Origin of the sequence: Flagellimonas abyssi (genome assembly GCF_019457905.1) — a bacterium.
In the GTDB taxonomy this organism is placed as follows: domain Bacteria; phylum Bacteroidota; class Bacteroidia; order Flavobacteriales; family Flavobacteriaceae; genus Flagellimonas; species Flagellimonas abyssi.
This window is the reverse complement of the sequence record NZ_JAHZSV010000002.1, coordinates 53320-73035: the sequence shown is the minus strand read 5'-3', so window position 1 is coordinate 73035 and position 19716 is coordinate 53320. Positions and strand designations below refer to the sequence as shown.

13 protein-coding genes are annotated in these 19716 nt (G+C 42.9%); 11 read left to right on the top strand and 2 right to left on the bottom strand.

Annotation, left to right across the window (positions count from 1 at the left end; all coding sequences use genetic code 11):
* Positions 1-305: 305 nt before the first annotated feature.
* From K1F36_RS02625 to K1F36_RS02585, 9 genes are all read left to right on the top strand, one after another.
* The gene (locus K1F36_RS02625; protein ID WP_220112427.1) at positions 306-860 is read left to right on the top strand and encodes an RNA polymerase sigma factor; all 555 of its coding nucleotides are present in this window, start codon (positions 306-308) and stop codon (positions 858-860) included.
* 159 nt (positions 861-1019) lie between these two features.
* Positions 1020-2198, top strand: a complete 1179-nt coding sequence (locus tag K1F36_RS02620; RefSeq protein ID WP_220112426.1) for a FecR family protein — start codon at positions 1020-1022, stop codon at positions 2196-2198.
* Between the two features lie 63 nt (positions 2199-2261).
* Positions 2262-5786 (top strand): TonB-dependent receptor, encoded by a 3525-nt coding sequence (locus K1F36_RS02615; RefSeq protein ID WP_220112425.1) that lies wholly within the window; start codon positions 2262-2264, stop codon positions 5784-5786.
* 17 nt (positions 5787-5803) lie between these two features.
* Entirely contained in the window at positions 5804-7183 is a 1380-nt protein-coding gene (locus K1F36_RS02610) for a RagB/SusD family nutrient uptake outer membrane protein (RefSeq protein WP_220112424.1), read from the top strand.
* 199 nt (positions 7184-7382) lie between these two features.
* A complete protein-coding gene (locus K1F36_RS02605; protein WP_220112423.1) occupies positions 7383-8270 on the top strand; it encodes a PIG-L deacetylase family protein in 888 nt (295 codons plus the stop codon).
* 57 nt (positions 8271-8327) lie between these two features.
* Positions 8328-9584: an MFS transporter gene (locus K1F36_RS02600; protein ID WP_220112422.1), complete on the top strand. Its 1257-nt coding sequence runs from the start codon at positions 8328-8330 to the stop codon at positions 9582-9584.
* A complete protein-coding gene (locus tag K1F36_RS02595; protein WP_220112421.1) occupies positions 9584-10429 on the top strand; it encodes an ROK family protein in 846 nt (281 codons plus the stop codon). The genes K1F36_RS02600 and K1F36_RS02595 overlap by 1 nt, the downstream gene beginning before the upstream one ends.
* Positions 10430-10455: 26 nt before the next feature.
* Positions 10456-13110, top strand: coding sequence for an exo-rhamnogalacturonan lyase family protein (locus K1F36_RS02590; protein ID WP_220112420.1), 2655 nt, complete (start codon positions 10456-10458; stop codon positions 13108-13110).
* An 83-nt stretch (positions 13111-13193) separates the two neighbouring features.
* Entirely contained in the window at positions 13194-14627 is a 1434-nt protein-coding gene (locus tag K1F36_RS02585; RefSeq protein WP_220112419.1) for an SLC13 family permease, read from the top strand.
* Between the two features lie 22 nt (positions 14628-14649).
* On the opposite strand, the gene K1F36_RS02580 is transcribed toward K1F36_RS02585, so the two are convergent.
* Positions 14650-15348: an arylesterase gene (locus K1F36_RS02580; RefSeq protein ID WP_220112418.1), complete on the bottom strand. Its 699-nt coding sequence runs from the start codon at positions 15346-15348 to the stop codon at positions 14650-14652.
* Between the two features lie 42 nt (positions 15349-15390).
* Between K1F36_RS02580 and K1F36_RS02575 the strand changes: the two genes are divergently transcribed.
* Both K1F36_RS02575 and K1F36_RS02570 read left to right on the top strand, forming a co-directional pair.
* Complete coding sequence (locus K1F36_RS02575) at positions 15391-16068, top strand: ABC transporter ATP-binding protein (RefSeq protein WP_220112417.1); 678 nt, start codon at positions 15391-15393, stop codon at positions 16066-16068.
* A gap of 2 nt (positions 16069-16070) precedes the next feature.
* Positions 16071-18608 (top strand): ABC transporter permease, encoded by a 2538-nt coding sequence (locus K1F36_RS02570; RefSeq protein ID WP_220112416.1) that lies wholly within the window; start codon positions 16071-16073, stop codon positions 18606-18608.
* On the opposite strand, the gene K1F36_RS02565 is transcribed toward K1F36_RS02570, so the two are convergent.
* Positions 18609-19679, bottom strand: a complete 1071-nt coding sequence (locus K1F36_RS02565) for a formylglycine-generating enzyme family protein (protein ID WP_220112415.1) — start codon at positions 19677-19679, stop codon at positions 18609-18611.
* Positions 19680-19716 lie beyond the last annotated feature (37 nt).

The window sequence follows — 19716 nt, the reverse complement described above, 5'->3', positions numbered from 1 at the left end:
ATTCATTCCTTTACCAAAAAAAATCTTTAGTAATAGAACTATTTAAAGATTTTTTTATAATTTGTTAACGTTTTTTGGTACAATTTCAATTGGTTTTTTACTAGATACAAAAGGTAAAACAACTCTTCTTTTATAGAGAAGACCTCTTTTGGGAGGTTTCCATCATATGGCACTTTCGCGTTTAAGGTATTCGCTACTTGCTTTAGTTTGATCAGTAGCGTTTCTGTGGAGAAATAGAAAAGGCACATAACTAAGTTTATGTTGATTCCTTTTTGCTTTTCCACATTAAAATGAGAGGCGAAAAAATGGACCAAGACAATTTCAAAAATGAATCTTACCTAATTGCGCAGTTAAAGAGTGGCTGCAAAGAGGCCTATGGTCACCTTTTTAAATTGTACCATGGGGAGCTTTGTAATTATATGACAGCGATTTCCGGGAATCCAAAGATTGCGGAAGATATAGCGCAGCAAACCTTCATTAAAATATGGGAGAACAGAAAAAAACTTTCCTTATCCAAAGATAAACTGAAAAGATACCTCTTCAAAGTAGCTTATAATCTGTTCATTGATTCCCAAAGAAGAAAGAAAAAAGAGTTTGAATTGCTCGAAAACCTTAAGCAAGAAGCCTATTTAGAACTGGTCGATGCTGATACATCCCTTTTTGAAGAACGGCTCAAAAAAGTTGAGATGGAAATAGATAATCTGCCCGAGCAGTGCAAAAAAGTCTTTATAATGAGTAAAAAAGAAGGACTCAAGTATAGGGAAATTTCCGAGCAGCTGCACATTTCAATTAAAACGGTAGAAGTACATATGGCTAAGGCCATGAAACGCTTAAGAGCACAACTCACCTCATTTTTATAAGACTTTCCCTGCCCAGAATATGCTAGGCAGGTAACATCTGTTATCTAAAAATTCTTCAAAATAGCAGGTTACTTCATATTTAAAATGTTAAAAAAATAAATTTATGTAAGGGTTTTTTGAAAAAGTTGCGTCTCTTTTAAAAGTGACAATATTTTTCAAATGACCAAAATTGATATCAGAAGAATAATTACCAGGTATATCAACCAAGAAGCTTCTCAAGAAGAATTGGCCATTTTATATGAATGGGTAAAGAAAGGAAACAATAAAGAGGTTTTCAAAAAATTAGTACAAGCAGATTTTTTGGTCAACTACGAGGATAAATCTTGGCAGACTGAAGAAGCTTTTGAAAACTTCCTGCATACGATCAAGAAAAAGGAAAGTTTGAAGGTTAGGTCCTTATATGCCCAAAATCATATATGGAAGTATGCAGCGGTTATAATGATCACTGTCGGCTCCTCATTGTTCTTTTTGTTGAATCAAGAAACAGTTGTTAACGTTCCATTGGAAGCAGGCCCTGACCAAATAACACTGCAATTGGACAATGGGGAAGTACTTACCATTGACCCCGATTCCGATGCCACCATACAGAGTAAAAATGGGAGCACGGTAGTATCTATGGTGAAGGGTATGCTGTCCCAACAGCAAGAAAAAGGAAAGAAGGATAAGGTGAGTAACAATACGATAAGGGTGCCATTTGGGAAAAATTTATCCATAACCCTACAAGATGGTTCGGTTGTAATGCTCAATTCAGGGTCCAGTATCACTTATCCATCAAGTTTTGAGGGAACCGACACCAGAGAGGTGAAACTAAAAGGCGAGGCATTCTTTGAAGTTGCCAAAAATCCACAAAAACCATTTATCGTAAAAACGGAGGACATGTATACCCAAGTATTTGGGACTGTTTTCAATGTTTCCGCATACGAAGAGGATGGCCCGGCAGAAGTAGTTCTGGTAGAAGGTTCCGTAGGTGTGAGTAATCCAGCCAACTTAAATTCAAGGGATATACAAATGATCAAACCTTCGCAAAAGGCAACCAGTATAGTTGGAGGCGATACGAATTTCAGGATTGAAGATGTTGATGTTGCCCCATATATATCATGGACCAAAGGAATTTTGGCGTTTGAAAATGAATCCATGGTACAGATCATAAAAAAGCTACAGCGCCAATACAATATAAAAATTCACAATACATACAAGGAGTTGGATGAGCGAAGGTTCACGGGAATGTTCGATGAAGAAAACATAGACCATGTGCTGAGAACCATACAAGCCCATACCCACTTTAGTTACGACAAGAATGAAAATGTAATAACAATTAAAAATCCTGATAAACAGTAGTGCCTATGATGTAAAAACCAATTAACCAAAAAAACAATTACTAACTAACTAGACTTTTCAATTATGAAAAAAACCAAAACTAAACGTGCCATTGTACCAAGGCTGGGCAAAAGATTACTGTACGGATTTTTCTTGCTGTTCATGTTCGGCCAAGTAAGTGCCGCATCTTGTGCTCAATACGATAAGGTGGAGAATAACTTTAACCAAATCAAGCTGGGCGATGTGTTCGAGACCGTTACCGAGTCCACTGGCTATAAATTCTTTTATGAAGCCTCTGAGGTAGATGTTAACCGAAGAGTGACCATAAACGGGAAGAATCTTTGCATACAAGATTTTTTGAAGGAAATATTCAAGGGAACCGACCTGTCATTTGAAATCATCGCTAGGCAGATTGTTATAAAGAAGAACAGAAAGTCACTGCCAAGTTTAACCCCACAGAACAAGGTCAATGCAGAAAATCCTCAGACCAATCTAACAGGAACTGTATTGGACGAAGCAGGAATACCGCTTGCCGGGGCCACAATAATAGCCAAAGGCACAACTGAAGGGACAACCACTGATTTTGATGGAAACTTTGCCATTACACTGCCTGCGGGAGTTACCGTGATCCAAGTGACTTATATTGGCTACAAAGCAAAAGAAGTAAATGTGGCGGGGCAAACATCCATAACCGTGACCATGGAACAGGATGCTGCTGCCTTGGAAGAGGTTGTGGTAGTAGGTTATGGTACCTTGGCCAAGAAAAAGGTAACAGGGTCTGTGGTTTCCATTACCCCCGAAACCATCACGGAAGTACCTGCGTTAACCCCCGAAAGCGCACTTATTGGTCAGGTAACAGGGGTTCAGGTGCAAGAAGTCTCCGGTGAGCCGGGAGCTGCACCCAACATTCGTGTAAGAGGTTCCGGTTCCATATCTGCAGGTAACGACCCATTGTTCGTTGTGGATGGAATCCCAATTTCCCGTAACCTTACATCTTCCAGCCAATTGGGGGGTGTAGCCAATAGACGTTCCACATTTCAACCACCGACCATAAACCCTTTGGCCACCTTAAATCCTAATGATATCGAATCCATTCAGGTTCTGAAAGATGCCAGTGCGGCTGCCATATATGGTTCTCGTGGTGGTAACGGGGTTCTTTTGATTACTACCAAGAAAGGTTCTAACGGAGAAGAAGGAGTTTTTTCTTTTGATTCATACATGAGCATGCAATCCGTTGCCAATAGATTGGATTTGATGAATGCACCGGAATTGATCGATTTTACAAGGGATGCCAGAAACAATGCATATCTTCAGGCAGTTGATGGGGCATCGGTAGACGACCCTATTGGGCCTGGCGACAGGGGCAACGCCAACTATGAATTGCCAGAATCGTTCTTGAACTGGGACGGGACGGATACCGATTGGCAAGATCTTCTATTTAAGACGGGAGTCGTTCAGAGTTATAACTTCTCCTATGCCTCACCACTAAGAAACAGGACCAGCTTTTATGCATCTGCAGGATATTTTTCCCAAACAGGTGTTATAGACAAGGCAAAGTTTGAGCGCTATTCGGTATTGTTGAACTTAAATTCACAATTGACCGAAAAATTAAACCTGGACTTAAGATTGGCACCGACCGTTACCGAAAATCAGAGGGTGCCGGCATCTTCCCCATATTTTGCCACACCTCCGGGAATCGTGTACTCTGGAATAGTGCATTCACCTACGGTCAGCCCTTATAATTCAGATGGAACCATCAACCAATTGAACAACCAATCCTATTTGGGCGGTGGTACCACAACGGCTAGTAATCCATTGGCCATTATCAAGGCGGTGGACGATCAAATTTTTCAATTCCAGACAAGGGGAAATCTAGCATTGACCTATGATATTTTACCTGGGTTGAGCTTTAAAACCTTCGGAGGAGTCTATATCAACCTATACAACCAAGATTTTTATAGATCTAATACATTGTTGTATAGGAATAATGCTGATGGTAACCCGTATGGTCAGGCATCTTCTTCTACTGAGACCAACTGGCTTTGGGAAAATACCTTGAACTGGACCAAGGAATTCGGCGATCACTACATCGATGCAGTTATTGGTTATACCGCACAAAAGGACAATTTGACCCTAAAGCAGGTGTTGGCCAACAACTATCCGGATGATCTTGTACCTACGGTTAGTGGAGGACAAGTATTTGGCGGAACCTCTGTCAAAGAACAGTGGTCTTTACTGTCATCGCTATTTAGGGTAAACTACAGCTATAAGGATAAATACCTATTTACGGGAACTTTCCGATCAGATAAGTCTTCCAGATTTGGAAAGAACAATCAAACCGGTTATTTCCCTTCCTTCTCTGCTGGTTGGAGAATGAACGAAGAGGAGTTTTTGGCGGATTCAGAGACCATATCCGAGCTTAAACTACGCGTAAGCTGGGGACAGACAGGAAACTTTGAGATTCCAAACTACGGTGCCGTAGGATTATTATCACCTCTTAACTATAACCTTGGAGGAAACGAAATCAATGGACTTGTGCAGAGCACAATTCCAAACCCAAACCTTACCTGGGAAAAGTCAGAGCAGATCGATGCCGGTATCGAGTTGGGATTGTTCAACAATAGGGTCTTTCTTTTGGCAGATTACTACGATACCAGAACAAGGGATTTATTATTGAACGTGGCAATATCCTCCGTATCCGGGTTCGAGACTACGCTCAGAAACTTGGGAGAGGTTAAAAACACCGGTCTGGAACTTGCATTGAGCACCAAGAACTTTGTAGGGGATAACTTTACTTGGAATACGGATATCAACTTTTCTACTAACAAGAATGAAGTTCTTTCCCTAAATGAGAGCAACGAACCTATCTATTCTTCAGGTAGTGCAGGTGTAAGGCACGTGACCAGGGTAGGAGACCCGATCGGTAGTTATTACGGCTATGTTGTGGATGGTATTTATCAAACCCAAGAAGAGATTGACAATGCCCCATTGGATACCCAAGCGCCGGACCCCGCCCCCGGAGACTTTAGATTTAAGGATGTTGATGGTGATGGTGAGATCACTCCGGACGATAGAACAGTTACCGGTAGTTACTTTCCTGATTTTACATGGGGTATCAACAATAGGTTGACCTTTAAGAACATCGATTTTAGCTTTTTGATCCAAGGTGTGGAAGGTAACGAAATCCTCAACCTAACGTCAAGACATATGAAGAACGGAGAAGCGAATTTTAATTCGTATGCCATTTTTAACGAGCGTTGGAAATCTCCGTCCCAACCAGGTAACGGATCTATTCCCAGAGCAGACAGGGAATCGGGAAACCATGGAAACAACAACAGGCCTTCTTCTTTTCAAGTGGAAGACGGGTCCTATGTGCGTTTAAGAAATGTAACCTTGGGATACACGTTGCCGACCGACAATCTTTTTGGAAGCAAAATCCAAAAACTTAGGTTCTATGTTACCGCAACAAACCTCTTTACCATTACCGATTATCTCGGTTATAACCCCGAGGTCAGTAGCATTACCACGAATAGTTTAACACCTGGAGAGGATTATGGGGCATTTCCGCTCACCAAATCCTTCACACTGGGATTAAACCTAAAGTTCTAACCTAAAAACGGAAAAAAATGAAACGAATTCTATATATAATGCTATGTACGGTACTAGCTACCGGGTGTAGTGAAGACTTTACAGATCTCGCACCAATTTCCAACAGAAACGAGGCGGACTTTTACAATGAGCCAGAAGATTTTGAAGTGGCCATAAATGCCAGTTATGCCGGCTTGCAGAGCACAGGAACTTTCGGAAGGGGGTATTGGACCATGTTCGAGATGCGAAGCGATAATACCGATCAAGGACCCGACGCCACCGGATTGGCCCGTCAGTACACCGAGATAAATTCCTTTACAGAAGATGCGTTGAACGAGCAGATAACCTCTGCATGGAGCGACTCCTACAGGGTAATTTCCAACTGTAACGTAATCTTGGATCGTATCCCGGAAATAGAAATGGACGCTACTTTAAAGAACCGGGTAACCGGTGAAGCCCTGTTTATCCGTTCTTTGGTGTATTATCACTTGGCCATTGGTTTTGGAAATATACCCTTGCAACTAACCCCCTATGTATCAGGTGACGAGCTTGTTCAAGTGGACCAAAACACTGTATTGGAGCAATTGGTAACCGATTTGACCACTGCAGAAAGCAACCTTCCCGTGTCATATTCAGGAAGTCAGGTAGGCAAGGCAACAAAAGGGGCTGCAGCTACCTTATTGGCCAAAGTATTGTTGACCATGGGAGATAATGGTGCCGCAGAAACCGTTTTGAGACGAATCATTTCCGATTACGGTTACGAATTATTGCCTAACTATTCGGATTTATGGGGCGTTGCCAATGAGAACAATGCAGAATCCATTTTTGAGGTTCAGTACATCAGTGGAGGTATTGGCCAAGGAAGTCTTTACACCAATGATTTTTCACCCAGTACCGATTTGCAGACAGGTTCCGGGTTTGGAAGAAACCGTCCAACAGTTTCTATGTTAGAGGCTTACGAAGATGGAGATTTAAGATTTGAACCCTCAATGGGAGCTACGTACGTCAATCTTGAAGGAGAAGTTGTCGAAGCAAGACATGTCAGAAAATACCAATCCGATTTGGCCATAGAGAACGATTCCGACATCAATTTTGTGGTGTTCCGCTATGCCGATGTTCTGCTTATGCTAGCAGAAGCCTTGGGGGAAACACCAGAAAGTTACGACTTGATCAACGAGGTAAGGAACAGGGCCGGATTATCGGATATCGATGCCGCTACACCAGGAACCTTTGAGGAGAAGTTGCTACATGAAAGAAGAGTGGAGCTTGCCTTTGAGAACCATAGATGGCCCGACCTAAAGCGCTTCGGTGCCACGGAAAAAGTTATAGAGGCAGAGGATTTTATAACAAGTACAAAAGAGTTTTTCTTTATCCCACAAAGGGAAATGGATATCAATCCAAATTTTAATCAGAATTAGTATCAAAAATTAATGTTTTCATTCATTAGGTTAGTTTGATTGATCAGTGCACCCAAACCATGGATTTCCTACTTATCACTATGTGCGATAACTGACCTGTAAATGGAATGTTTTTAATGCAAAAGTTTGGTTGCTTCACAAGAGGTGGCTCGGACTGGAATTGTAAAATTTTAAAGAAACCATATAATAAAATAGAAAAATGAGAAAGTTAGTAATGGCAGTTTGTTTATGCTTTGCATTTACAACGATTCAAGCACAACAGAAAAAGGCCTTAAATATTCTGGCAATTGGTGCACATCCCGATGATTGTGATTCCAAGTTCGGGGGAACGGCGGCACTGTTTGCCCAAATGGGGCATAATGTAAAGTTCTTGGCTTTGACCAATGGAGATGCAGGACATTATGCCATGGGGGGTGGCGTTCTTGCCAAAAAGCGCCGGCAAGAAGCCAAGGATGCGGCAAAAGCACTGGGCATTACAGAATATGAAGTGTTGGATAACCACGATGGGGAGTTGTTCCCGACCTTGAACGTACGATTGGAGGTCATCCGCAGAATCAGGGATTGGGATGCTGATATTGTTTTGGGACTAAGACCAAACGATTATCACCCGGATCATAGAAATGCCGGCTCCGTAGTACAGGATGCCGCGTACATGAACATTGTTCCCAACGTAGCACCTGATACGCCACCATTGAAAAAAAACCCGGTCTTTCTTTATATGAGCGATCATTTTAAAAAACCATATCCTTTCCAAAAAGATATAGCTGTGATCGTGGACGATGTAATTGACACCAAGGTAAAGGGCTTGGCTGCGCACGATTCACAAATGTTCGAATGGTTGCCGTGGACCAATGGGGTAGATGTTTCGACCATTCCAACGGGAGAACAGGAACGGTTGAAATGGCTAAAAGAAAGGTGGATGAACAGAAAACCGGATGCGAGTACCTTGGAAGCTGTCAAAAAATGGTACCCCAATGTAGATACCTCAAAAGTAAGCCAAGTGGAGTTCTTTGAAATCTGTGAGTATGGAAAGCAACCTACGGATGAAGAAATCAAACAAATGTTCCCAATGTTGGGGTCCAAATAAGTACATACCACTGACCACCCAGGTAGCATCCAAATTAAATAACCAACCAATTATATAATGGAGACCAGCAAGCCCAAGACCAAAAGATACATCCACATTATAGGACTGGTAATGATCGTATTCTTTGTAATATCCTTCATAACCAACATCCTGAATTCAATAATCGTGGACGTTAAGGATAGTTTTGATCTCAGCCTAACGTTAACAGGCCTATTGCCGTTCACTTTTTTTATAGCGTATGGCATCATGTCCATACCTGCAGGCTTTTTATCCGAAAAGTATAGTGAGAGGACATTACTTTCAGTTTCATTTTTGGTCATGGCGCTTGCTTCCCTGGGTTTTGCCCTACTGCCACAATACGGCGTTTTTAGCATAACCCTTTTTGTATTGGGTTGTTGTATGGCGGTGCTTCAAGTAATTATAAATCCAATGTTGAGGGTGGCAGGAGGCGAAGAACACTTTGCGTTCAATTCCGTGTTGGCTCAATTGGTTTTTGGAGCGGCATCATTTTTAAGTCCTTATTTATATAAATACCTGGTAAGCAAGAATAACACAGGTGACACATTTGCTGAAATGTTGCGCGGATGGGTGCCACAGGATTTACCATGGGCATCGCTTTACATCGTTTTTGCAGCGATATCGTTGGTATTGTTTTTCTATGTCTTTTTGACCAAATATCCAAAATTTGAAAAGACCGAAGAAGAAAAGGCCGGAGACACCAGTTCGTATTGGGATTTGTTGAAGAACAAATGGACCCTACTTTATTTCTTGGGAATCTTTTGCTACGTGGGCACAGAGCAGGGTGTTGGAAACTGGATTTCGCAATTTTTGAACCAATATCACGGACTGGACCCACAGACGGTCGGCGCCAACACAGTATCCTATTTTTGGGCCATGTTGACGGTGGGTTGTCTACTGGGGTTATTGCTCTTAAAGTTTATGGATAGCCGTAAATTACTGGTTTTGGCAACTTCGATAACCATCATAAGTTTAATTCTGGCACTTACAGGTTCGCCGCAAATGGCACTGATCGGTTTCCCGATGGTAGGATTTTTCATTTCTGTAATGTACTCCATAATATTCTCCTTGGCACTGAACTCTGTGAAAGAACATCATGGTTCACTATCCGGTATACTTTGTACGGGTATTGCCGGAGGAGCGGTCATACCATTTATTGTAGGGGGACTGGGCGAACTAATGTCGTTAAGATCAGGAATGTTCTTTTTAATAATTCCATTGATTTTTATCCTATCCATAGGATTCTGGGCCAAACCATTGGTCAACAATAAAACCATAAGCTTAAAAAAGGACTAGTGGAGAAGAGGGCGAAAACGGTTTTGGGGGTTGATATCGGGGGAACCAAGATCAAAACAGGCAGGATCTTTGGCAAAGAGGTTGTACGGACCGGCCTTTCCGAAGTAAACCAAAACGATTCTTACGAAAGATCACTATCTAGATTATTGACGACCATTGATGAAGTCATGACCACTGACGTCGAGGCTATCGGTATAGGGGTGCCCGCCGTAGTGGACCCAGATTCTGGCATAGTGTACGATGTGCAAAACATTCCAACATGGGAGAAGGTCCCACTAAAAGAATTGGTGCAAAAGCAGTTCAATGTCCCCGTATACCTTAACAACGATGCCAACTGTTTTGCTTTGGGCGAAAAATACTTTGGCAAAGCCAAGCCATATAAAGATTGTGTGGCACTTTCATTGGGAACAGGACTGGGCATGGGCATTTTAATAGAAGACAAACTCTATAATGGAGTTTTGTGCGGTGCAGGGGAAATAGGTATGCTGCCCTACAAAAACGGAATTCTGGAACAATATGCAGGTAGCTTCTTTTTTGAAGAAACTTATGGGGAATCGGCCAAGGTACTGTACCAAAAAGCCATGGACAACGATACTGGTGCATTGTCTGCTTTTAAAACGTATGGTGTTCATCTGGGTATTGCCATAAAGGCAATTCTCTATCTGTACGCACCCGAATGTATCATACTGGGAGGATCCATTAGTAATGCATATCCGTTCTTCAAGTCTTCCTTGGAGGATGCCCTGAATTCGTTTGCCTATCAAAAACAATTGCAAAATTTTAAAATCGAAACATCAGATTTGGTGGATTCGCCCATTTTGGGTGCAGCTGCACTATGTCTGTAAAACAATAACCTTTCTACACTACACAAATGAGAATAATACTAACACTACTACTGGCATGTTTTCTGCTCAAATCCTGTTCCCAACCAAAGCAAAAAGGGAAACAGGTGGCCATAACGGTCGAGAACAACAAGAAAGGCGCACCCATAACCTTGGGAATACCTTTCCCTAAAGGGGAGTTGAATACAGTGGATCATCTACGTCTGCTGACGGCAGATGGTACGGAAATACCATGTCAGACAACTGAGGTGAGCAATTGGGGACCAACGGACGACAGTGTGAAATGGGTATGGGTATTCTTCTTTTCCGAAGAAACACAGGACTACGTTTTGGAGTATGGAGATGGTGTGGTGCCAATCCTTCCGGAAAAGAAGATCGTTTCCATGAATAACATGAGGCCTCAGGGAGGAATAGATGTAAATACCGGACCATTGTCGTTTTCCATACATAAAAAAGGGAACGGTTTTTTGGATGAGGTCTTTCTGGATTCCAACAAAGATGGAAAGTTTACCGAAGAAGAACTGATCGGTTCATCACCCGAGAAAAACAGGGGATCTTTCTTTGATCTTTTGGACGATTCGGGCATAGATGCATCCAAAGCTGTCATCAATGAGGTTTTTAGGGAAAAGGGCTCCGGCCCCTTGCACACCATTTTCCGAATAGAAGGGACCTATATCTACAATAGGGAAGATAACAACCTATCACCATTTACCATTTGGTTGCATGCCTATGCGGGCAAGAGCTATATAAAAGTATTGCACACCATGACGTATACCGGTATTCCCGACAAGCACAAAAAACAAAAGGGAGAGCATGCGAACATTGCAACCCAGAACAGCGAAATTATTTCGGAGAGTACAGAAGACGATATGGGCTGGACACAGCCCAACGACCAGATAGCCGCAATTGGACTTCAGCTAAAATATCATTTGGATGATAATGTGAGCGTTTCAATGCCCCTTTATGAAGGTTCTTGGAAAAATGATGAAGCGGATACCGTTATGGAGGAAGTTGCCGTAAATGATGAAACACCGGTTCAATTATTGCAAAAAGGACCGGATAGACGTAAAAGCATTAGTTTAAGAAGCCTTTACATGAACAACTTCAGCAAGAAAGGAAAGAACGGTGATGCCGAAGCGGAGTTGGATTTTAAGGCGACCGTCTCCAAAGGTGAAACCAATGTGGCCCAAACCCAGAAAGCCAAAGGCTGGATCAATGTCACCGATGGAAAAAGAGGTGTTGGCCTGGGCATTAAGAATTTTATGAAAGAATACCCAAAAGGTATTGAGGTAGATCCTGCCAACAACATCTTGTTGGGAAGTATCTGGCCCAAAGAAAATGGCCCGATGAACTTTGCAAGGCACAATACAGAACCAGATGGAGGCATGTTGGACAATTTTGCACAAGGTATAACCAAGACCACGGAATTTGTTTATTATTTCCACGATAACGATGCCATAGCATCCGTGGGCGACAAAATGGAGTATGTTACCGAAAGCCCGGTAGCACATGCCACTCCCGAGTGGTACACAAATTCAAAAGTGTATGGGAATATGGCACCTGCCTCCGAAACTCATACAGAGTTTGAAAACGCATTGCAGTACAGATACCAGTGGTGGGCCTATAGCCAAAAGAACGAGCCATGGTATGGCATGTTCGATTATGGTGACGGAAAAAGTTACTTTTTTGATGGCAGATGGGTGCAATGGACCAATAACGAACCTACCGTGGATTTTATGCTGTGGACCAATTTTATGAGAACAGGAGATCCTGAGTACTTCAAAATGGCTCAAGCGATGAGTAGGCACACCATGGATGTGGATAACATCCATTGGCCAAAAAAGCGAACCTATTATGGAGAGATCAATGATGCCATCGATTTTTGGAATTATGAGAAAGAACCGGAGTCCACACCATACCTTGGCATAGGAAGGAGGCATGCCAACGAACATTGGTACGCACTTCTAAGCGCCCATGTTTGGATTCAAGGCTGGATCGCAGATTATTACTTATCGGCGGACCATAGAGCATTGGAAGTCGCCAAAATGACCGGGGACACCTACATTAACCGCATTTGGGGAGAGCACGACCTAAGGGGCAGAAGACTATATTTATCAGTACTGAACTTGGTAGAGCTATATGATGCTACCAAGCTTCAAAAATATAAAGACGAATTGGATGAAAGGGTCCGGTTAATGTTGGAGTTTCAAGAACGTCAAGGTGGGAATCTACTGTTGGATAGATATGGATATAGCCAAACCTATGTGGCTCAAGGGCTGTATAAATATCAGCAAATAACGGGCGATGAAGAAGTAAGAAAAGCATTGTTGAAACATGCCAGATGGGTTAGGGACGTACCTCCATTGAACCACGAAATGGAATCTTATTTAGCCACTATTTATCCTTTGTTGCTCGGTTATGAGATAAGTGGTGAAAAAGTGTACCTGAACGAAGCATTGGCCAGAGCAGAAATGTTGAAAATAGGAGAACTGCCAAAATCACCGGAAGACTATGAAAATGCGGAGACATACAGCGATGACCTTTTGGAAATCTCTAACCTCCCCATGAGCAAGAAACGATTTACCAACTGGCAGACCAATCAAGGACTCCGGGTATTTGGTTGGACCCACGCATACAATATTCCTTATTTATTGTATTGGATGGATAAGGAGAACATCGACTAAATCTAGTAATCTTCAGAAAGGGATGGTGAGGCCGCACATTGGCCGCCGTCCCTTTTTTATGCACACCATTAAACAACAATTATATGTCGTACAAGCGGTTTGGGGCTATTCTGGGCCCTATTCTATTTATTTTGATCCACCACTTTTTTAATGGAGAAGGGCTTTCGCCACAAGGGCGGGACATATTGGCAGCAACAGTTTGGATCGGGGTTTGGTGGGTTTTTGAAGTACTTCCCATAGCAGTTACCGCATTGTTGCCCATTGTCCTCTTTCCACTATTGGGAACCATTCCATTGGGTGACACAACCGCGAGTTACGGCCACAAATATGTGTTTTTGTACATGGGAGGTTTTATGTTGGCCATGGCCATAGAAAAATGGAACCTGCACAAAAGAATAGCCCTCCAAATTATAAAGACCATCGGCACAAATATGTACACCATAGTCTTGGGCTTTATGGTCGCGACCGCTTTTCTGTCCATGTGGATTTCCAACACAGCTACCACTGTTATGGTGTTGCCCATGGCTATTTCCATAGTAAAACAACTCAAGGACAACCCCGACACACCCGAAGATGAGAACAAGATATTCAGTAAATTATTAATGCTGTCCATAGCTTATGCGGCATCTATCGGGGGAATTGCCACATTGATAGGAACGCCGCCAAATCTGGTCTTTGCAGGGTTTGTTCAAAAAACTTACGGAGTGGACATCAGTTTTTGGCAATGGATGAAATTTGGTTTACCGGTAGCATCCATACTTTTAATATTGGCGTGGTTATACCTTACTAGACTTGCCTATCCATTGCGTAGATCACGTTTTCCAGGTGGTAAACAGGAAATAAATAGGCTCTTGTCCGAATTGGGACCGCTGGGAAAGGAAGAGAAAATGGTATTGTTTGTTTTTGTACTGACCGCTTTCTGCTGGATAACCAGATCTTTTCTTTTACAAAAAATCATTCCGAACATCGATGATACCATTATAGCCATTGGATCCGCCATCCTACTTTTTATTATCCCTGCCAACAGGTCGGGCAAACCACTCATTCAATGGACAGAAGCCGTACGGATTCCATGGGGGATCATCTTATTGTTCGGAGGTGGGATGGCCATCGCCAAAGGATTTCAAGAAACAGGGCTGGCAGGCTATCTAGGAGGACAAATGGCATTTTTTGAAGGATTGCCCCTCTTTTTATTGTTGTTGTTGGTGATCACATGCGTTAATTTTTTGACAGAGGTCACCTCCAATTTGGCTACGACCGCAATGATGCTTCCCGTTTTGGCCCCGTTGGCCTTGACCTTGGGAATAAATCCGTATATATTGATGGTCGCATGCACATCGGCAGCATCATGTGCCTTTATGTTGCCCGTGGCAACCCCACCAAATGCTGTCGTCTTCGGTTCGGGCTACCTCCGAATTCCGGATATGGTACGGGCCGGGTTTTTGATGAATTTGATATCCATTGTAATTATGTCGCTCGCCATATTTTTTCTATTGCCCTTATTATGGGGTCTGTAAGTAATAGGTGCTATTTTAAAAACTAGAGTATCGGTTTCAACACCTTCCAAACGTTTTTGGCCACCAATTTTTGGCCTTCTACCGTAGGGTGTATGCCATCTCCTTGATTAAGTTCGGGGATTCCGGCCACATCTTCCAATAAAAACGGAATCAAGGCTATATTTTCCTGCTTTGCCAATGTTGGAAATAGGTTTTCAAACTGAGAGGTGTACTCCGGCCCCATATTTGGTGGAATCTTCATTCCGGCCAAGATAATTTTGGCATTTGGGAGGTCTTCTTGTACTTGGTCTATCATCTCCTGAAGATTTGTCTTGGTTTCGGAAATCGGAACACCCCTGAGCCCATCATTCGCACCCAATTCTATGATGACGATATCCATATCATCCTCCAACACCCAATCCAACCGGTTTTTGCCACTTGCCGTGGTCTCACCGCTCAATCCAGCATTGATCACGGCATAATTCAAACCCAAGGAATCAATTTTTTGTTGTATGACCGACGGGAAAGATTGACCAAGCTCTAAACCATAACCGGCCGTTAAGCTATCCCCAAAAAAAAGGATTTTTTTGCTCGACTCCGTTGTCTCCTCGACCACTTCTTCCTCAACAGAAACTTGGTTGTCCTCTTTTTGCTGTTTATTTTCTCCACAGCTGGCCAGTACCAGCATCAAAAAATAACATAACATTAACGGTAGGTTGAGGGCAGAGTTTTTCTTGATCATGGACAATTTTAGTATTTTGAGAGTTTTAACCAAAAGCATGGTATGTCAAAGATATTAAAAGTTCAAAACCTCTCTAAAACTTATCGGAGCGGTGAACACGACCTAAATGTACTCAATAACGTCTCGTTTGATGTGGACAAAGGTCAAAGTTTTGCCATAGTGGGGTCTTCGGGCAGTGGTAAGACTACATTATTGGGGCTTTGTGCCGGATTGGATACCACGGATGACGGTGAAATATGGCTCTGTGGTGAAAGTTTGTCGGGGCTCAATGAAGATGGAAGAGCAGTTTTAAGAAACCAAAACGTAGGGTTTGTTTTTCAGGACTTTCAATTATTGCCCACTTTGACCGCTTTGGAAAACGTAATAGTACCCTTGGAACTCCGAGGGGTCAAAAATGCTTCCGACCATGGTAGGGAGCTGCTGGAAAAGGTAGGTTTGTTGAATAGGGCAGAACATTATCCATCGCAATTGTCAGGCGGGGAGCAACAGCGCGTGGCCCTTGCCCGAGCTTTTTCCAATAAGCCATCCATTCTTTTTGCCGATGAGCCCACTGGGAACCTTGACGATGATACAGGTGCCCGGATAGAGGAGTTGTTGTTTGAATTGAACAAAGAGCAGGGTACGGCACTCGTTATTGTGACCCACGATTTGGAATTGGCCAAAAAAACAGATAAAAGTATCCGGTTGAGGTCAGGTAAGATAGAAGAAACCATAGGTTGATCATGGGAAAAAACAACGCTGGATTTTTATGGCTGCTAAAAATGGCATGGCGCGATGGAAAGGCAAGTTATGGTAAACTTTTACTGTTTGTCTTCTCCATTACCTTGGGGGTGGCCGCAGTGGTCAGTGTCCATTCTTTTAGTAGACTGTTGAAAGAAAATATAGCCCTACAATCCAAATCTCTTTTAGGTGCGGATTATGTCATAGAAAGCGATAGACCTGTAAATGATAAGGTTCAAGGAATAATGGACTCCTTGGGCGGCTCCGATGCCAAGGAGATCAATTTTTTGTCCATGGCCGCTTTTCCAGGAAACAACGGAACCAAGTTGATGGAAGTTAGGGGAGTTGAAGGCGGTTTTCCATTTTACGGAGATTTGGAAACAAACCCATCCTCGGCGAAGACAAGCTTTAAGGCTGGTGGAGCTTTGGTTGATGCCACTACCATGCTACAGCTCAATTTAAAAAAAGGGGACAGCATTAAATTGGGAGCAGTCACACTACCTATTGCAGGAGCTTTGGAAAATGTGCCAGGAAGTACTTCTGTGTTTGGGGCCATTGCCCCACCCGTAATGATTCCTTTTCAATTTATACAGACCACGGGGTTGGTGCAGACGGGTAGCCGAATCGAGTACAAATATTATTTCAAGGCAGATGAGGGTCAGGATATGGCACTGTTGAGTGAAAAAGTAGAACCTGTTCTCGATGCTGAAGACGCCGACCTGGACACCCATTTGTCCGAGGCTCGGCGTTTGGGCAGGAGATATGAAAACTTCGGAAAGTTTCTTAATCTGGTCGGATTTATTGCATTGTTGTTGGGGTGTGTAGGTATTGCCAGCGGTATGGGCATCTATGTTCAAATGAAGGTGAAATCCATTGCCGTGCTCAAATGTTTAGGTGCTTCAAAAAAGCAGAGCTATTTGATTTTCTTTGTTCAGATAGCTTGTATGGGAATCGTTGGTGGTCTCTTGGGAACCATTATAGGCTATGGACTACAACAACTGTTTCCCGTACTATTGGGAGATTTGATTCCCGTTGAGGTGGACATGGCACTATCTCTCCAAAGTATCGTCTTGGGACTATCGCTCGGGTTGGCCATGTCTGTGTTGTTTGCCCTCTATCCATTAATGAAAACCCTGTATGTATCTCCATTGCAAGCATTGCGAGTGGTACAGGAAACCCAAACCCGTTCAAAAAGAGCCACGTTACTTGTGGGATTTGGAATTATATCTTTTGTTTTTGGGTTTTCATATTGGTTATTGGATGATTCATTGAGGTCTTTCTTTTTTGTGGTAGGCCTATTGGTTGTGTTTTTGATTTTGACCGCAGTTGCCCGATTATTTATGGCCATGTTGAAAAGATTTTTCCCGTATTCATGGGGTTTTGTTCCTCGACAAAGCCTAAAGAATTTGTTTCGTCCGCAAAACCAGACCTTGGTATTGGTACTCGCCATAGGAATAGGCACATTTTTAATCAGTACGTTATATTTTACCAAGGATATGTTGTTGGAAAAGGCTGCCATTGAGGATAGTGCAAACAGTGCGAACATGATTCTCATGGATATCCAAAGTCAGCAGGTCGAAGACGTATCCAACACTATTGAAGCCTCGGGCATGCCTGTGATAGATAAAATTTCTATTGTGACCATGAGGGTGGAGACCCTCAATGGAAAATATGTGGAAGATATTCGAAAGGATACTACATCACAAGTGGGCAGATGGATATTGAACCATGAATTCAGGGTTACGTATAGGGACAGTCTTATAGGTTCCGAAAAAGTGATCGAGGGTAAATGGGTGAACAATTTCAATTCAGATAAGGATATACCGATTTCCGTAAGCAGTGATTTTGCCAACATGGCCAAGGTAACGATCGGTGACCCGGTTTCGTTCAATGTTCAAGGTAGAATCATGAATACGGTTGTGCAAAGCATAAGAGAGGTGGATTGGAGCAGATTGCAGCCTAATTTCTCGGTGGTATTCCCCTCCGGTGTGTTGGAAAATGCCCCACAGTTTAGTGTTATGACCCTTAGAACACCTAATGATGACAGTTCTGCCAAACTCCAGCAAAAACTGGTGAGTGATTTCCCTAATGTATCCATTTTGGATTTAAAACGGATACTTGAACTTTTGGAAGACATCTTGGCCAAAATAGGTTGGATCATCAATTTTATGGCATTTTTCAGCATATTTGTTGGTGTCGCGGTGTTAATGGGAGCTATATATAGTAGCAAACATCAAAGGGTAAAACAAGGAGCATTGCTTAGAACCCTAGGGGCCAAAACCTTTCAAATCTTAAAAATGATTGCAATCGAGTATACCATTTTAGGATTTTTGGGAGCCTTAATGGGTGTTGTGCTAGCGGTCTTGGGAAGCACTTTGCTTGCGTGGATGCTCTTTGATACCACTTTTGTCCCCTCAGTCATACCGTTTGCCATTATTTTACCGGCCATTACATTTTTGGTATTTGCCCTAGGTGTAGGTAATAGTGTAGGAATTGTTAGGAACTCTCCTTTAGCCGTTCTCAAAAAGGAAAAAGAATAGTTATTCGGACAGCACTGTTCTAAATCCTAAATGTTCCTGTCCTGAATCGGGACTGGTGGCCATGCGCGCAGAAATCCGGTAACTTGCACAGTAGGACGCGCTGCATAGGAACGACCCTCCCTTTATTACCTTTTCCTTGGCATATGGGTTATTGGGGTTAAAGGCACTTGTGGCTCCTTGTGGATTTTGGGCGATATTATTATTTGAGGCCAATTCCTTGTAATAATTGGTATTGTACCAATCGTTTGTCCATTCCCAGACATTCCCTGCCATATCGTACAGTCCAAATCCGTTCTTGGGATAGCTCATAACTGGCGCCCTGCGCTCAAAACCATCTTTCATGGTATTTTCTACGGGAAACTCTCCTTCCCAAGAGTTGGCATGTGTGCTCAATTGGGAAATATCGTCCCCCCAGGAAAACTTGCTGTCGGTCTTCCCCGCACGGGCGGCGTATTCCCATTCGGCCTCGGTGGGCAGTCTCCGTCCGGCCCATTCACAGTAGGCCATGGCATCCTCGAAGGCTATGTGCACCACGGGATGGTCATCTTTGCCCTCGATGGTGCTTTCAGGTCCATTGGGGTGCTTCCAATCGGCCCCGATTTTCCATTCCCACCACTGGGAGTAATCATAGAGGTTGGGAACACTGGACTTTGTTTTTTTGAAGATCAACGAACCTGGTTGTAGGATTGAATCATGGGGTTTTTCCGTACCGGCAGGCAACTGTTTCTTCATTTCCTCCCAATCAATTTCCCTTTCTGCTACGGTAACATAGCCCGTTTCTTCCACAAATTTTGCAAATTCGGCATTGGTCACTTCATGAATGTCCATAAAAAAGCCATCAACATGAACTTTATGGGCCGGCTTTTCGTGCCCCATGGCCATCTTGTCGTTGGGAACGGCTCCCTGAACAAACGCTCCCCCCGGAATCCATACCATTCCTTCCGGTGCTTTTCTTGGAGCCTCTTTATGTGGTTTATCATTGGTATTATCCTGATTTTCGGATTTGGTCTTACAACCGATAATCAAGATTATCAAAGCGAAACAAATACTTTTTGGGAGGGAGTAGGTCATTAAATAAACTTTGAGCAAATTCAAATCCACTAAAATT

Bases quoted from the DNA above. Each gene is read 5' to 3' on its own strand.
- K1F36_RS02625 (WP_220112427.1), top strand. From the start codon at position 306: ATGGACCAAGACAATTTCAAAAATGAATCTTACCTAATTGCGCAGTTA.
- K1F36_RS02620 (WP_220112426.1), top strand. From the start codon at position 1,020: ATGACCAAAATTGATATCAGAAGAATAATTACCAGGTATATCAACCAA.
- K1F36_RS02615 (WP_220112425.1), top strand. From the start codon at position 2,262: ATGAAAAAAACCAAAACTAAACGTGCCATTGTACCAAGGCTGGGCAAA.
- K1F36_RS02610 (WP_220112424.1), top strand. From the start codon at position 5,804: ATGAAACGAATTCTATATATAATGCTATGTACGGTACTAGCTACCGGG.
- K1F36_RS02605 (WP_220112423.1), top strand. From the start codon at position 7,383: ATGAGAAAGTTAGTAATGGCAGTTTGTTTATGCTTTGCATTTACAACG.
- K1F36_RS02600 (WP_220112422.1), top strand. From the start codon at position 8,328: ATGGAGACCAGCAAGCCCAAGACCAAAAGATACATCCACATTATAGGA.
- K1F36_RS02590 (WP_220112420.1), top strand. From the start codon at position 10,456: ATGAGAATAATACTAACACTACTACTGGCATGTTTTCTGCTCAAATCC.
- K1F36_RS02585 (WP_220112419.1), top strand. From the start codon at position 13,194: ATGTCGTACAAGCGGTTTGGGGCTATTCTGGGCCCTATTCTATTTATT.
- K1F36_RS02580 (WP_220112418.1), bottom strand. From the start codon at position 15,348: ATGATCAAGAAAAACTCTGCCCTCAACCTACCGTTAATGTTATGTTAT.
- K1F36_RS02575 (WP_220112417.1), top strand. From the start codon at position 15,391: ATGTCAAAGATATTAAAAGTTCAAAACCTCTCTAAAACTTATCGGAGC.
- K1F36_RS02570 (WP_220112416.1), top strand. From the start codon at position 16,071: ATGGGAAAAAACAACGCTGGATTTTTATGGCTGCTAAAAATGGCATGG.
- K1F36_RS02565 (WP_220112415.1), bottom strand. From the start codon at position 19,679: ATGACCTACTCCCTCCCAAAAAGTATTTGTTTCGCTTTGATAATCTTG.